Genomic DNA, 16885 nt, shown 5'->3' with positions numbered 1-16885 from the left:
AATAAGCTATCAATTTTTATAGATTTTTCGATAAAAAACAGCCTGAGAATTCTCAGGCTGTTAGTCAAAATGCGTCTGTTAAATCAAATGCTAATTCATTTTAAACATTCAACATACTGTTTAAAGTTTCACTCACATTCTTCGATTTTACTAGAGGTTTTAAGGCTTCTAAATCAGCTTTGACCTGACTGCGTTGAGGCTCAGCCAAGGTATACCAACGAGACAATACTTGCAGTAAACGAGAACCAATAATCGGGTTCTTTTCATCCAAATATTGAGCCAATTGAATATAGTGCTGAACACCAAAGCTCCACGTATTGACAGGATTGGCATTTAAACCGCTACTGACTGAACGAATGCGGTTCGGCACCGCCAAATCGTAATCAGGATGCGATGTTAAATACTCGATCGTTTGAGCATCTGCTTGAGGATGTGCAGCTTGAACCATAAACCATTGATCCATCGACAATGATTCATCTTTAAAGCGCATGTAAAAATCGATCAATGCCGCTTCAGCTTGAGGTGCATCATTCCAAACCAATACTTTTAGCGCACCTAAACGCTCAGACATATTTTTGGTTGTCTTATATTGAGCATCCGCCAATTCAAATGCAGACGCATCGCCCTGACGTGCAATCATAGTCAACATGATATTTTTAAGTGCACGTACACCCATGGCCTGAGAAAATTCTTTTTGTACACTTGGATCAAGACTCAAATAAGTCTCTTTACAGAATGAACCAAATTCTTGAGCAAGCTTAGTCAACAATGCATTACGTTGCTCTTGAATTTTAATGGGTTGATAATCCGAATCAATGCGACTCCCCAAATACCCTTCTGTTGGTACATCAAACAATCGAGAAACCAAGAGTGGGTCTTGATCAATCAAAGTCGGAATCGTCTTTTTCATTGCTTGCAAGTAAATCGTTGCATCATGACCATTCAACAGAATACGCTCTAACAGCGTTTGAGTCGCTTGCCACTGGTTAAACCCATTGGTTTCATACTGAAGAAGGAATGCAAGTTCTTCATCTGAATAGTTAAACTCAAGATTAACTGGTGCAGAGAAATTACGCAGCAATGACACCACAGGCTTTTCTGTTAAGCCTGTAAATTCAATGGTTGCAGTATCTTGGTCAAATAAATAAACGCCATCTTTTACGCCATTTTCAAACAACGCTTGAGAATTCAAGGTGAGCTGTTCGCCTGTTTTAGCATCAAATAATGCCAAAGCGACAGGAATTGGAACTGCTTTTAAATTTGGATATTTTAGATGAGCTTTGAGACTTTGCTTTAAGCTGAGCTTGTAGCTTTGTGAAGCTGCGTCATACTCACCTTGAGCCTCGAGTTTTGGTGTACCTGGTTGGTTATACCAGGTTAAGAAATTAGACAGATCGACACCCGAACCCGCACTCAATGCCGCAACCCAATCTTCCACAGTCACCGCTTGACCATCATGACGACGGAAATATTCATCTGTGCCTTTACGGAATTTTTCTTTACCCAGTAGAGTCGCCATCATACGATTAATTTCAGCGCCTTTCTCATACACTGTCGCCGTATAGAAGTTATTAATTTCTACAAAATGATCTGGACGTGGTGGATGTGACAATGGACCTGAATCTTCTGGGAATTGATGTGCTTTCAGTACCGCAACATCATCAATACGTTGCACCGCAGCAGATTGTAAATCTTCAGAAAATGATTGATCGCGGAAAACCGTCAGACCTTCTTTTAAGCACAATTGGAACCAGTCACGACACGTAATACGGTTGCCTGTCCAGTTATGGAAATACTCATGCGCGATCACCGCTTGAACCCCCATAATCGCAGCATCAGTGGTGTATTCTTCATCGGCAAGCACACATGATGTATTGAAAATATTCAAACCTTTATTTTCCATTGCACCCATGTTGAATGCACTGGTGGCTACGATCATATAATTATCAAGATCATATGGACGACCATAATGCTCCTCATCCCAACGCATAGAATGCTTTAAAGCTTCCATGGCAATATGACATTTTGGAATATCTTTTTCTTCAGCATAAATTTCTAAAGCAACATTGCGACCTTCTGAAGTCACATAATGATCTTTTAATACAGCCAAATCACCAATCACACATGCGAATAAATATGCGGGTTTATGCGTTGGATCTTCCCAAATCGCATAGTGACGACCTTCGCCAGCTTCACCTTTTTCTAGCAAGTTACCATTGGCAAGTAACACTGGGAATTTCTTATCTGCTTCCACACGTGTCGTAAATACGGACAATACATCTGGACGATCAGGATAGAAAGTAATTTTACGGAAACCTTCTGGCTCATTTTGAGTCACGAACAGCCCTTCACCCGCAAGGTATAAACCTTCAAGTTGGGTATTGGTTTCAGGGTGGATCACCACTGAAATTTCTAAAATCACTTCATCTGGCACATTCTGAATGACCAATTGTTCTGAATCTAAACGGTATTGCGACGCGTCCAGTAGCTGACCGTTTAATTGTAAGGATTTAAGCTCTAAATCACGACCAAGCAGTACCAATTCCCCTGCGGTTTGACGCTTCATTACCAGCGTTGAATTCACAAGAGTATGATCTTCAAAAACTTGAATATCTAAATGAATTGAATCTACAAGAAAAGAAGGTTTTTGGTAGTCTTTTAAATAAACAGTTTGATCTGCTTCAATCACTGGATTTGCCGCGATATTCATATAATGTCCTGATTCTGTTGTTTAAGCAGAGAAATTCTTCACGATGGCTTCTAATGCAATTTAATTTTTAACACAAAAAATTTGATCAAGCATTTGATCATACGCCAAGATTTATCATCTGTCTGTGCTATTGCCTTTGTGTCTGATATGGGAACGCAGACCGATTTTTTCAATAAATTTTCAGTATTTAGTCGACGTTTGTACTTTTTTTACGCATCACGTATAAGTCATCTAATTGTTTCAAAATACTTCAAGCTTGGACGTCTCCAATCAAACAACTTAAGACTAACGAAAATTAGAAATCTCGATATCTCGCTTGTTTCAACTCCCCACCTTGAAATGTGTATAATCAAAACCACAGTTCATTTTATTGATTAATTTATGCTGCAAATTCTGCAAAAACAGCTTGATGAAAGTACTCGTTGCCCGCTCTGTCAGGCGGCAATGCTGTGGATTGAAGCAGAACAATATGATCAACCAACGCAATTTCATCAATGCTCCCATTGCCAACATCGTGTTTTCCAAGACAATAAAGGCAACTGCCACTGTGATACCTGTTTAGCGAAAAGAAAAAAACTTTTAGCGGAAACACGCATACAAGAACAGCGCAAATACAGCAAAAAGACCAAAGAAAATTATGAATATGAACTGGATCAATTAAGTTTCATCAATAAACTTTTTTTGCTCAGCATCTTGGATCAACAAGTACGTGAAGGCAGTTTATATCATGAATATATCGACTGGGCTGTCATTAAATACCATCCGATTAGTCCAAATTATCTCTTTCAAAATGGTCTGATTAAAAATCTGTTAAAAGATCAAATTTTAGTGCCGAAAGTATTTTCGGATGAAGTCAGTCAGTACTATTTAAATGTTCGTTTAGATGGCTATTCTGAACCCAGTTTATTTAGTTTGACCCAGCATTTACGGCATTTATTTTTTCATAACTTGACCATGGGTATCCCTTTTAAAGATGCCGATGAAGTGAAAAGTGCCTTGTATATGTTGCTATACCAAGAGATTATTCAGTTTGCACAACATTACTGTCGCACTTGGGGTATTCAAATCGCAGGCAATAATAGCTTTCAAGTGTTTTGTTTCCGTCTCATGGATTCACTTGCTGTCGGGCAAATTTATTATATGATCCAAAATGCTTTGGAATATTTACATAAACAAAATGCGCTAAAAGCGCGTAATGAAAATTTCATCAATACCAACTTGCTTAAAAAGACCTTAGAACAATATCGTGAGCGTTCTTTAAATGAAAAGTGGGAAACTTATACCCTTCCACGTCCCAACAATATTCCACTGAGTCGTATGAGTGAAATCTTGTTTTATCAATTTCTTGGTTATGATGAGAATATCTTTTTCCAACCGATTTGGCGTTCTTGGAAAAAAATCGAACCTCGATTAAACTTTTATTCTCAAAAGCGTTGTATGCATTGCGGTTCAAATGAACTCACGGTGGAATATGATGCCAATGATTATGTTTCCTTGTTCTGTCGAAGCTGTAAACAGCAAGACCACTATTTTACTCGATAAACAGCTTTACTCGATAAACAGCTTTACTCGATAAACAGCTTCACTCGTTAACCCATTTCATCAGCTAAACTATTTTCACCCGATAAGGGATTATCATGAATCATCCTGAACAACTCTCAACATCAGCGAGCCATCAACTGCAATTGGATACTCAGACGATTTTGCAAATGGTGATTGAAGCATGGAAAGCATTACAAACACAGCAACCTTTGGTGCATTGTATTACCAATACCGTTGCAGCAAATTATGTTGCCAATGTCCTTTTAGCTTCAGGTGCTTCGCCTGCGATGATTGATAATCCTTATGAAGCGGAAGCCTTTGCAGAAATTAGCGGTGCTGTCAGTATCAACTTAGGCACGCCAACCACTGAACAAATGCAAGCCATGACCATCACAGCGCAAACGGCACAACAACATCAAGTGCCATGGGTTCTCGATCCTGTGGGTTATGGTCCTCTTTTAAAATGGCGCTCAGAAAAAGTAGATGAGTTATTAGCATTCAAACCCTCCATTGTTCGTGGTAATGCCTCTGAAATCAGCACTTTAGCTGGCAATCAGGTTCAATCTAAAGGTGTTGATAGCACGTTGAATAGCGCTGAAGTCTATGAGCATGCCAAATCGTTGCTTGCATATAGCGAATGTATTGCAATTTCTGGTGAATCCGACTTTATCATTTCAAAAGAATACAATGCGGTCATTCAAATCAATGGTGGCTCACACTTACAACCTAAAGTGACCGCAACAGGTTGTGCCTTAGGAGCGTTAATCGCAGCTTATAGTGCAGTCAGTACACCAACCATCGCAGCAATTTCAGCGCATGTGCATTTTGCAATTGCAGGAAAACTTGCATTTGAAGAAGCGCAAACGGTTGGCAGTTTTAATGTGGCTTTTATTGACTATATACATGCAATGAATGCGGAAATGTTTGAGGAATATGCAGAGATTCAGGTGCTGAGCTAAAATTTTAATCAAATGTTAGCGCTTCTATGTTCTGCATAATAAAATCTGCATAATAAAAAAGGGTTGATATCTAAACTCATCAACCCTTTTTAAATCAGTACAGTTCAAATCAACGCTAATTATTGTTGCACTTTAATCTTACGATAAATCTCTTTCGGCATTTCAGCAAATTCCACACAGAGTTGTACCTCTAAACCGTCTGCTGTATAGCCTTTAAAAGACTGTAAAAATTCAGACAAATGATCTGTCATTAAATTTTTCTGCTCATCCGTACGACCACTTAAACCTTGTAAACGTACAAAAATAAAAGCCTGATTATTATCACCAAAGCCAATCAAAAAATCTGAGGCCGCATGGATTCGAGATTTAATATCAAACTCGTGCCCCACTAATCCTGTATCAAATAAAGCACGGTTAAGTCCAAGCAATAAACTTTGCTTATCCACATTTTTGATATTGTCAGAATAATCTACGAACATTTGTGGCATGACTTCTTTTCCTTACGTTTTAATACATTGCAGTATAAATCTAGATGACAACTCTATTTAACAGCTTACTCTACAAATAAAAGTGCCAATCTCACTTGATCGTAGCCCATACGTGGTGCGGTTGCTTCAACGATAGGACGTAATTTAATACTACCATCTTCATTTAAATGCTCTGGGTTTTGACGCTTCATCAACTTCTTATAGATCTTGCGAACTTGTTCCACCACTTCATCACCTGGATGTGCGACAGAAATATCCAAGCCTTGCTCGCGGTGTAGCTTCGCTAAATGATTGATAATGGTCGCTGGCGTTAACCCGCGTTCAACCGCAATATCTTGAATTTCATAACCACCCATAAACAGTTCTTTGGTTTCATCCAAGGTGGCTGTTGCATAATTCTGCTTACCCGCATTCTTGGCAATTTTCTTTTCATTACGCGTAATTTCAGTTTCATTCAGCGTTCCGCCACAGTGGCGAATAAAGGCTTTATGCTGTGCTTCTAAATTCACATCTGCATAATGAGTTTCAGCCTCTTCGGATAACTCTTGAAAACGGCGGTCTGCTTTAATGGCAAGACTATCCAGCTCTAAAGCTTGCTCATTAAACCCAAGTAATCGCAGCCCATTGATCGATTTTAGACGAGAAATTGCGACATAACCTTGCCCTTTCTCAAAGGTATGCGACAAATTAATTTCAGCTGCTTCCAAGGTCATGCCTTGAGATTTATGAATGGTGATCGCCCACGCCAAACGAAGTGGGACTTGAGAAAAACTGGCGATAGTTTTTCCTGCATCATTATCCACTGACCATGTTTCAGGCTCAACCAATAAGACTGTTCCATCGGTTAATTTCACTTTAGGTAAAATACCGTGATCATCCACTTCTTCAAAACCAATCACTTCACCCAAACTGCCATTGATATAGCCCATGTCAAAGTTGTTTTTGACAAACATCACTTTGGCATGTTTTTTTAGAGTGAGTTCTTCGGGTGCACGAACTGAAGACTTTAAAGTTTCGATCAGTTTGTCATTACCATCCATCTGCGCACAGAACTGATGTCCATCACCATCAATCTCATTTAAATGACGATAGTTAATACTATCGACATCCATATTATGGGTATATAGGCGTGTGAAAGTCTCACCAATATCTTGCTGACGTGTTTGTTCTAAAGCTTGAATATGTTGTTGATTAATACTTTGTGAACGAATGGCATTTAAAATATCATTCAGTGCCGAATCATCCTGACGATGTTGCTCAGTCAAATAACAAACACGAAATTTTGCCTCAACCCAAGCTTGCGACATAAAACAAAATTTATCCCGATTTTTCTCATCATTGCGACCCACAGGTGGCAACTGAAAGAAATCCCCTGCAGCAATCACTTGAATACCACCAAAGGCATCATCAGATTCTTTAAAATACTTCAGGACTTGATTGACCAAATTCAATTGTTTGGCATGCAACATGGATATTTCATCAATAATCAGTACTTGGGCATTTTCTAAATGCTCTTTGAGGTATTTTCGTTCTTTCATGCGCTTTAAGTCATCATCTGACAAAAAGTCTTTAATCCCAATACCCGCCCAAGTATGAATGGTCATGCCGTTCATATGTGTTGCAGCGATCCCCGTTGATGCAGTAATCGCCACAGGAACTTTGCGGGCTTTAAGATAATTAATATATTGGTTTAGGGTATAGGTTTTTCCTGCACCAGCGGAACCTGTCAAAAAGACACTTTCACCTGCTTTCATGAGTTTTAGTGCAGTTTCTTGCTTCATAACAACCTTAACCTTATCAGACCGTCATAGACTAACGATTTTTGCATTAAAAGTTAAGTTCAAATTCAGATTCTGCGCTCGTCTTGAGGGTATTTACACACTTTAAAGATCGAGTATGGGGTTTAAATAAATACAATCCTTTCATGCGAAATGTTAAAATAATCCTCATCAAAAAATATTAGATTTAAAATATCTCCCCTTTACAATCATAGCCTTTAAACTTTATTGAACTTTTTGCTCTTTAAAGTCCCAAATTAAATGCTGATTGACCTTATCAATAAAAGCTTGTGCCTCTTGCTCCGTTTTTTGATCTGCAACTTCATTATTCGGCAAACGCAGCTGATCAAAATGCAATTGATCAAATTTAAAGAAACACCCTAAGGTGAGATGAGTATTTTCATCTTCCAAATGGGTCATATGAAATGCCACATATTCACCTGCTGCGATTCGCTCTGTATAAGACAACGCTAAGCAATGTTTGAATCGAATAGATTCATGAATAATCATGTCTAAATCATTAAGTTCTTCAAATTTCCAATGTTCAGTAAACATGATCTGTTGTGGACTGACTCTTTTCCATGAAGTAATCGAAATACGTTTGCGTAAATGATTCAACGTTGCATCGAAATAGGCTTGCTGATGCCAACGAACCGCTTGTTGAAACAGTCCGCCCCAGGTTAGGTTTTTCGGAAAATTGGTATGATTCAAAAATAAATCATTCAAATAATCGGCGACATAAGAGTCAAATACACTGATCGGTTGATCAATTCGTGTGGATGGATGTTTAAAATGTTTTCGAAATTGTTTTGCATCGATTTGATTCTTTTTGAGCAAATGTTGAAAGCGTGGATTTTGTTGCATCTGCGGATGCATAAACTGAATCAATTCTTCGGGTAGATCTTGTATGCCTCTTTCCAAAAAGACCATATACGCATGAATCACACGAGATAAAGCGCTATAAACCTGCTTGGCAATACGTTGATCATCTTTGCTCAATAAAAACAGTAAATTCAACCATTCTTCTGTATATAAAACTGAATTTGTAATTTGTATCTTATTTTTAATGTGTGGATTTTGTTGTGTCGTTGATTTTAAAATATATGGGTGGACAGCCTGAGACTTCGGCTCTGCTTCATTGGAATAACTTATCCAATGATGCTGAAGTGCAAAATGACTCATTTCAGCGACAAACCAATGTGCGACCACGGATTCAAAATACTTTAAGCTGTGTAAGATAACCTGTGGATGAATCTGACTGGTGTCCATAAAACTAATTGCAGTCACTGAAATTCGAACATTCAAGTGATCCAAATTCTGGGCGACCCAATCGATCACCTGCTGATCTTGTTTAAATAACCAGTTCACCGTTCTTTTATAATAAAACAAAGGGAAAATATTTGAGATTCGTTCATCCCAATACACGGATTCAGTGGTGATAAAATTTTTCTTACTGAATATATCTTTATACTGCCAATAGCCCCGTTTCATCCACTGAGTAAAACCCAATAAATGCGGTTGTTCTTTAGCATGATCTAATAACAATTTAAAGTCATTTTGATGTTCAACGACTTGAGACAATGTAAATTGATCTTCAAAAGCCGATTCTACAATACGATATAACGGTTTTGGCATGAACTGAGCCGCTGAAAAACACAGTTCGTCATAATGAGGAATCAGTTGCTGAACAGGTAGAAAATTTGACCCTAAGACCGAATTGACCAAACTCAAATGCTTAAAATTCAATTCAACATCTAAAGGAATTTCTTTACCAAATTTTGCAAAATCAGTGAGATACCCTTCTTCGTAATAACCCGCATCTAGCATGATTCCATCAATCACTTCGGCTTCAGCTACGCTCAAATTATATAAAAAATGCTCCACACGATTTTCGCCATCCACCCACTTAAACACTTCTTCAACCAAAAGCTGTCTAAATAACTGAACCTTGGTTTGTAAAAATAATGAATGCTGTGCTTTTAGATCTCGAATCAAAAAGGTCATTTTGTCAAAAACAAAATCGATGATGTTATCAATATTAATATTTTTATGGCTACTCGATACTTGTACTAAGGATTTTATATTTTCTGAAAATTTAATTTTAACCAGTCCATCTGCAATCAATAACTGTTTATTTTTTGCATCGATCATCCATAGATTTTGTGGTGTCAGTGTCCACAAATAAAACCATTGATCTTGAAATAACTGTTTCAAGGTCGCTGAATGATCCAATAAGCTTTGAGCTGTTTGTTGGTGATTCTGATTCGGTGTTTTAAGCATGTTTTTGACTCATGGCAGCACCCAATACAGGCAGATAGTGAAAGAAGATGAATCTTAAACATTATTATGCATTTAGCAAATGGAACCGTTCATATTCTGTAAAGATTCAATGTGCATCGCTTAAACTTGATCGGAAATACGAAGAAAAGCTGTGACTGTCTAACAAACAAAATTGACTATAACAATTGTCTATATTAAAAGTAAGTCATCAGCTCGCATGATTAAATTAGCAGATACATACTGCACTTTTATTAATTGAAACCAACGAATAAATATCGTTTTATGATTTATTTTATAAAAGTCAAAACAATAAGGATATCTGAATAAAATGAAAACAGTCATCATTACAGGTGCAAACACAGGTATTGGATTTGCCACAGCGAAAAGCTTCATTCAAGATGGACATCATGTCTTTTTAGCCTGCCGTAATCCTCAAAAAGCGGAGCAAGCGAAACAACAATTAGAACGCTTAGGCACTGGAAAAGTTGAACTCCTTTCACTCAACCTCGATAGTCTAGATCAAGTCAATCAAACCGCAAATGAACTCCTTGCGAGACTCGATAAAATCGATGTGTTGGTCAATAACGCAGGCATCATGTCACCGACTTTAGAATCGACTCAAGATGGCTTTGAGAAACAAATTGGCGTGAATTATATCGGTCATTTTTTGTGGACATTAAAGCTTTTGCCTTTATTGAAAAAATCAGAAGCGGGTCGAGTGATTAATCTTGCTTCAATGATGCACCTCATGGGTTCCATCAAATTTGATCAATTTAAAACTGAAGATGTAAAAAACTATAATGGCGTCCTACGCTATGGCAACAGTAAATTAGCCAATCTTTTATTTAGTAATGCTTTGGCGGATAAACTTAAAAATACGTCAATTACCTCCAATGCCCTACATCCCGGTGGTGTTGATTCTGAAATTTATCGTGAGTTACCTAAATATCAATATATGGTGATTAAATTATTTTTGATTTCACCTAACAAACCTGCCGAACTTATTAAAAAAATAGCACTCGATCCTGCATGGTCAAAACGGACAGGACAATATGTCAGTCTGCAAACACCCGCTATTCGCTCTACGAAAGCCAAAGATTTAAAGCTCGCACATCAGCTCTATGATCAGACTTTCGCTTTAGTGAAACACTATCTCTAAAATTTATCTAAAACTTATTAAATCTATTTAAGAACAAGAGTGCTCAGCAAATTTATGCTTAGCACTCGATCTATACTAAACTTCCAACCATTTAAATAAAATTATGATCTTTATTCGCTCTAGTTTGATTACATCTATCGTCTAAAACACCTAAAAGTAATTATAAAATCATTCCAACGTAATGACAAAAGCAACTAAGGGCAGTACAAAAACTTTCTTTTGTCTTAAATTCATTCCTTTTATAAACAAGGAATGATTTGATATATAGCAATTTAATACCTTGATTTTCCAGTTCAATCTTTAAAATTCAATCTTTAAAATCTAATCCTTGCAATTTCATTATGTTTTATGTCTTTGGTAGGTATTTGGTAGGTACACATCTGAATTGTCTTATTGAATACTCAAAGCACGGTATAGATCACCGATAAAAATTCATCATAATGGTAGAAGGAATCGAACCATGGCATTTAAAAATATTTCAGATCAAACTAACGGCTTTTATATTCCATGTGTTTCACTTTTTGGGCCAGGTTGCTCTAAAGAAGTCGGTGAAAGAGCACATAATTTAGGTGCAAAAAAAGCGCTCATTGTGACCGATGAAGGTTTATTCAAATTTGGTGTCGCTGACACGATCGCAGGTTATTTAAAAGAAGCGAATGTTGATTACCATATTTTTCCAGGTGCTGAACCCAATCCAACCGATATTAATGTGCTGAAAGGTGTTGAAGCTTACAATGAGAACAATTGTGACTTCATTATCTCCCTAGGCGGTGGTTCATCGCATGACTGTGCTAAAGGGATTGGTTTAGTGACAGCGGGTGGCGGTAATATCCGTGATTATGAAGGGATCGATAAAAGTACGGTACCGATGACCCCATTGATTGCGATTAACACCACTGCAGGTACGGCTTCAGAAATGACGCGTTTTTGTATTATTACCAATACAGATACCCATGTAAAAATGGCGATTGTGGATTGGCGCTGCACTCCACTGATGGCAATTGATGATCCTAAACTGATGGTTGCAAAACCTGCAGGATTAACAGCTGCGACAGGCATGGATGCACTGACCCATGCCGTTGAAGCCTACGTGTCTACAGCAGCAAACCCGATTACAGATGCTTGTGCTGAAAAAGCAATTACCATGATTAGCCAATGGCTCAGCCCTGCTGTTGCCAACGGCGAAAATATCGAAGCACGCGATGCGATGAGCTATGCACAATACCTTGCAGGTATGGCATTTAACAATGCATCTTTAGGTTATGTTCATGCAATGGCACATCAATTGGGCGGTTTTTACAACTTGCCACACGGCGTATGTAACGCGATTTTACTGCCACATGTCTGCGAATTTAATCTCATCGCGTGCCCAGATCGTTATGCAAAAATTGCAGAATTGATGGGTGTAGATACAGCGCATTTGACAGTCAATGAAGCAGCCTATGCTGCCATTGATGCGATTCGTGAGTTATCAAAAGCTGTGGGTATTCCATCTGGCCTTGCAGAGTTGAATGTTAAAGAGTCTGATTTGTCCGTCATGGCTGAAAATGCACAAAATGATGCCTGTATGCTGACCAATCCGCGTAAAGCCAATCATGCTCAAGTGGTTGAAATATTTAAAGCGGCGATGTAAGTGTTTGATCTTTTAGATTAACCATTCTCGTGTTCCAGAATACAGTCCCCGTGACGCTGAGCTGAGCAAACCTTAATTTTGAGGTTTGCTCAGCACGAGAATCGTATTCTCGCTATTTGATTTAAATTCATTTGACAAAAAAAATCACATCATGAAGGATGATAGACATACGACAATAACATCAAATCAATTGAGTCCTCAGCCATGTCCCAATCTTTCGATCAAAAGCCTTTAGAAATATCATCCCCTTCAATTCAATCAGCACATCGTTCGAATTATTGTCCTGATATTTTAGGTGAAGCTTATGAGCAGTTAATCTTAAATTTTCCTGATGATGATCAAGGCAAAGTCGTTGCAACTTTGGTTCGAAAAAAAGCAGAACAACACACAACCAAAGCGGTTTTATACATTCATGGTTTTCTCGATTATTTCTTTCAAAAAAATTGGCTGAACAGTTTAATCAACATGGTTATGATTTCTATGCCTTAGATTTAAGAAAATACGGACGCTCTTATCTCCCCCATCAAAAGATGTTTTATGTTCAAAATCTAAATGAGTACGATGCAGAAATAACAGAAGCTTTATCGCTGATTGTGCAAGAAGATCATGATGCGGTTGTATTGAGCGGTCATTCTACGGGTGGTTTAATTACGACGTTATACGCCGCACACCATCCTAAAAATAAATTCATCAAAGCATTGTGGCTCAACAGTCCTTTTTATGACTTTAATATGAACATAATTAAGAAAAAATTGGCTCTACCACAGCTCAGTAAAATCGGGAAAAGATGTCCAAAACTTAAATTTCTAAGCGAGTTAAATCCATTTTATGTGACGAGCCTGCATAAGAGTTTAAAGGGTGAATGGGATTTCAATTTAAATTGGAAGCCAACAAAATATCCAATGGTGTATTTAAGTTTTGTGCATGCCATCTATGAAGCACAAAAAGAAATCCATCAAGGCATATCCTTAAATATTCCCGTCTTAGTGATGCATTCAAAACGAACCACCTATCCTCGAAAATTTAATCAAGATGCTCAATCGAGTGATGTCATTTTAGACGTTAAACACATCTCAAAATATGCAAAAAAAATCCAAGGTGATGTTGAAATCATCTCGATTAGAGACGGATTACACGATTTAGTCCTCTCTGCAAAACCAGTGAGAAGGCAGGTGTATCAAACCCTCTTTCAATGGTTGGAACAAAAAATCTAAATCACATAAGCTGTGAATTTTAAAAATTGTTTAGGTTTAAGGAACTCATTATTTTTTGAACAGCAAATATCGACTGAACTCATTCCGACCCATGTTTGTATTTGATCAAGAGTTGATGTGCGGGATGTTCTGATGGTGTCAGCTCGATCAAACGTTCCACAGCATCTATCGCATCTGGATAACGCGCAATATGTTTGAGCAATACATCCGTGTCGTTGGCTTTAAATATCGCATCGCTGAGGCGCGATTCCATACAGTCACGCCAAGCACACAAAAAAGGACTTTCAGTTTTGGCAAGCATCACACCGCTACATAATTTTAAAGCCGTTTCAATATAAGCCGCGTCAAGCGCTTGTTCTGCCTGTAGAAAGTCAGCTTCGACATGTGCCAAAATTCGATACGGTCTAGATCCAAGCATGCCACCCAACAGGTCGCGTAACTGTGACATTTCTGCTTTGAGCGTTCCCATACTGACTTTACGCTCCCCATATAAAGCCTGATGTAAGGTATCTAAGGTCAAACCTTGTGGGCATAATGCCAAAATGGTCAGAATTTCGATTTGACGTGGTGTAAGCACTAAAGCCTTACCGTTAAATAAAATTTGAGGCATCCCAAAGCTACGAATATACAATCGCTGACTTTGATATTCTGTTAATGCAGTTTGGATAATGGAAGCACAACGTTCAGCCGCCAATAAGCCTAAACTGTTGTGATTTTTCCAAGTCGTGGATAAATCAATCACGCCAAGCACATGTTTAGAATAAGGATCAATAATCGGTGCGGCATAACAGACCCAATCATGCACTGAACTCATATAGTGTTCATTGGAAAAAACACAGCTCGATTGTTGCGTTTTTAAAGATAATGCCAATGCATTAGTGCCGACCAACTCCTCCCGCCATTGCCCACCGGCTATAAAATGCACACTTTCAGCAGCCTTTCGCATCTGTCGGCTTGATGCACTCCAAATAATGGTGCTGGCAATATCTGCAACGGCAATCACCATGGAAGATTGCTGAGCAATATGTTTGAGCTCATCTGAACACGTGTTTAATGCATGCTCTAAAGCTGTTCCTTTTGGCATGGATTGATCAATGATTGGAGCAGCGGAGCGATCCTTTGGAATTGCGGCTAAAGTGGATCTTTTCCAAGAACTTAAAATACTTTGTCCAAGTTGTTTCGCTTGTGCTGCTGATCCGCCAATTCTCTCTTTAAATCGTTCTATTTGCTGTCTTTTCAGTATTAAATTTTGCATGCTGATCATTCCTGATTCTTTTAATAATTCCTGACATACATCCACTGTATTGAACTTGGTTGTAAACAATTGTTGAATGCTTGTAAACCTGCTTCATTCCAACCTTTTTCCAACCTTATATTGGTTATGCTAATCAAATATAGGACAGATGTACCTTATACCAAAGTGTAGATGCACTCAATAAACTCTATAAGCAAAGGAAGAACTCACATGCGCTATGTCGATCCGAACCAACCCGGTTCAAAAGTCCAATTTAAAACACAATACGACAATTTTATCGGTGGCAAATGGGTAGCCCCAGTCAAAGGTGAATATTTTGAAAATATTTCACCCGTCGATGGTAACGTCTTTACGAAAGTTCCACGCTCGTCAGTTGAAGATATCGAACTTGCACTCGATGCTGCACATCAAGCCAAAGAAGCATGGGGGAAAACATCGACCACTGTACGTTCAAATATCCTGCTGAAAATCGCTGATCGTTTAGAAGAAAATTTAGAATTATTGGCTGTTGCTGAAACGTGGGATAACGGTAAACCGATCCGTGAAACACTTGCAGCAGATATTCCACTAACCATTGATCATTTCAGATATTTTGCAGGCTGTATCCGCGCTCAAGAAGGCGGTATTTCTGAGATTGATGACGACACCATTGCTTACCATTTCCATGAGCCTTTAGGTGTGGTCGGTCAAATCATTCCATGGAATTTCCCCATTCTGATGGCGGCTTGGAAGCTTGCGCCTGCATTAGCCGCAGGTAACTGTATTGTCCTTAAACCCGCTGAACAAACGCCTGTCAGTATTTTAGTTCTTGCAGAATTAATCCAAGATATTTTACCACCTGGTGTTTTAAATATCGTCAATGGTTATGGCGTAGAAGTCGGTCGTCCACTGGCAACCAATCCGCGTATTTCAAAAATTGCCTTCACGGGATCAACGGCCGTTGGTCAAATGATTATGCAATATGCGACTGAAAACATCATTCCAGTGACTTTAGAGTTGGGGGGTAAATCACCTAATATCTTCTTTGAAGACATTATGGACAAAGATGACGAATTCTTGGACAAAGCGCTTGAAGGTTTTGCCATGTTCGCCTTAAACCAAGGTGAAATTTGTACTTGTCCATCACGTGCCCTTGTCCAAGAAAGCATTGCAGACAAATTCTTAGAAATGGCGGTTGAACGTGTGAAGCGCATCAAAACAGGTCACCCACTGGATACTGAAACCATGATTGGTGCTCAAGCATCTCAAGAACAGCAAGACAAAATCTTGGGTTGTATTGCGACAGGTCGTCAGGAAGGCGCGAAAATCCTTACAGGTGGTGAAGAACGTCATGATGTAAATGGTGGTTTCTATATTGAACCGACGATTTTCAAAGGTACCAATGACATGAAAACCTTCCAAGAAGAAATTTTTGGACCGGTACTTGCGGTTGCCACATTTAAAGACTTTGATGATGCGATTAAGATCGCCAATGACACCATTTATGGTCTAGGTGCGGGTGTTTGGTCACGTTCGGCGCATACGTCTTATCGTGCTGGTCGTGCGATTCAGGCTGGTCGAGTTTGGACCAATTGTTATCACATCTACCCTGCCCATGCTGCCTTTGGCGGTTATAAGAAATCAGGCATTGGACGTGAAAACCATAAAATGATGCTGGATCATTACCAACAAACCAAAAACTTGTTGGTGAGTTATTCAACCAAAGCCATGGGCTTCTTCTAAGACATTCTCAATTACGACCTTTCGAGGTCGTAATTGGCTTTTAAGCGACAAAAAAATTGATCATGATTCGAATATTTTCATCATTACAATTATAAAACAATAAAAAATATTATTTCAGTTAAGTCATTTCAGGGAAGTTCGGTCT

At 38.6% G+C, this 16885-nt stretch carries 10 protein-coding genes and 1 pseudogene; 6 read left to right on the top strand and 5 right to left on the bottom strand.

The features are described from left to right. Window positions 1-100: 100 nt before the first annotated feature. Window positions 101-2710, bottom strand: a complete 2610-nt coding sequence (pepN, locus tag AC5YCE_RS11065) for an aminopeptidase N (RefSeq protein WP_496172076.1) — start codon at window positions 2708-2710, stop codon at window positions 101-103. A 381-nt stretch (window positions 2711-3091) separates the two neighbouring features. Between pepN and AC5YCE_RS11060 the strand changes: the two genes are divergently transcribed. Together AC5YCE_RS11060 and thiM are read left to right on the top strand one after the other, a co-directional pair. After that, window positions 3092-4252, top strand: coding sequence for a hypothetical protein (locus tag AC5YCE_RS11060; RefSeq protein WP_496172075.1), 1161 nt, complete (start codon window positions 3092-3094; stop codon window positions 4250-4252). 95 nt (window positions 4253-4347) lie between these two features. Further along, a complete protein-coding gene (gene thiM, locus AC5YCE_RS11055) occupies window positions 4348-5211 on the top strand; it encodes a hydroxyethylthiazole kinase (RefSeq protein ID WP_496172074.1) in 864 nt (287 codons plus the stop codon). Between the two features lie 119 nt (window positions 5212-5330). Here thiM and AC5YCE_RS11050 read toward each other — a convergent pair whose 3' ends face one another. The 3 genes from AC5YCE_RS11050 to AC5YCE_RS11040 form a co-directional block, all read right to left on the bottom strand. Further along, window positions 5331-5699, bottom strand: coding sequence for a 5-carboxymethyl-2-hydroxymuconate Delta-isomerase (locus AC5YCE_RS11050; protein ID WP_496172073.1), 369 nt, complete (start codon window positions 5697-5699; stop codon window positions 5331-5333). Between the two features lie 65 nt (window positions 5700-5764). Then, window positions 5765-7480, bottom strand: coding sequence for an AAA family ATPase (locus AC5YCE_RS11045; protein WP_496172072.1), 1716 nt, complete (start codon window positions 7478-7480; stop codon window positions 5765-5767). Between the two features lie 222 nt (window positions 7481-7702). Then, window positions 7703-9757: a hypothetical protein gene (locus tag AC5YCE_RS11040; protein ID WP_496172071.1), complete on the bottom strand. Its 2055-nt coding sequence runs from the start codon at window positions 9755-9757 to the stop codon at window positions 7703-7705. A gap of 328 nt (window positions 9758-10085) precedes the next feature. On the opposite strand from AC5YCE_RS11040, the gene AC5YCE_RS11035 reads away from it, so the two are divergent. From AC5YCE_RS11035 to AC5YCE_RS11025, 3 genes and pseudogenes are all read left to right on the top strand, one after another. Further along, entirely contained in the window at window positions 10086-10916 is an 831-nt protein-coding gene (locus tag AC5YCE_RS11035; RefSeq protein ID WP_496172070.1) for an SDR family NAD(P)-dependent oxidoreductase, read from the top strand. Window positions 10917-11376: 460 nt separating this feature from the next. After that, window positions 11377-12549, top strand: coding sequence for an iron-dependent methanol dehydrogenase (gene mdh / locus AC5YCE_RS11030; protein WP_496172069.1), 1173 nt, complete (start codon window positions 11377-11379; stop codon window positions 12547-12549). Window positions 12550-12753: 204 nt separating this feature from the next. Further along, window positions 12754-13763, top strand: a pseudogene (locus tag AC5YCE_RS11025) (alpha/beta hydrolase). 79 nt (window positions 13764-13842) lie between these two features. Here the strand turns inward: AC5YCE_RS11025 and AC5YCE_RS11020 are convergent. Continuing rightward, on the bottom strand, window positions 13843-15027 hold the full coding sequence (locus AC5YCE_RS11020; protein ID WP_496125903.1) for a helix-turn-helix domain-containing protein: 1185 nt from the start codon (window positions 15025-15027) through the stop codon (window positions 13843-13845). 201 nt (window positions 15028-15228) lie between these two features. Between AC5YCE_RS11020 and exaC the strand changes: the two genes are divergently transcribed. Next, window positions 15229-16740, top strand: coding sequence for an acetaldehyde dehydrogenase ExaC (exaC, locus tag AC5YCE_RS11015; RefSeq protein WP_496172068.1), 1512 nt, complete (start codon window positions 15229-15231; stop codon window positions 16738-16740). The last annotated feature ends 145 nt before the right edge of the window (window positions 16741-16885 follow it).

It is taken from the genome of Acinetobacter sp. CY79 (genome assembly GCF_059515845.1).
This window is presented reverse-complemented; position numbering and strand designations above follow the sequence as displayed.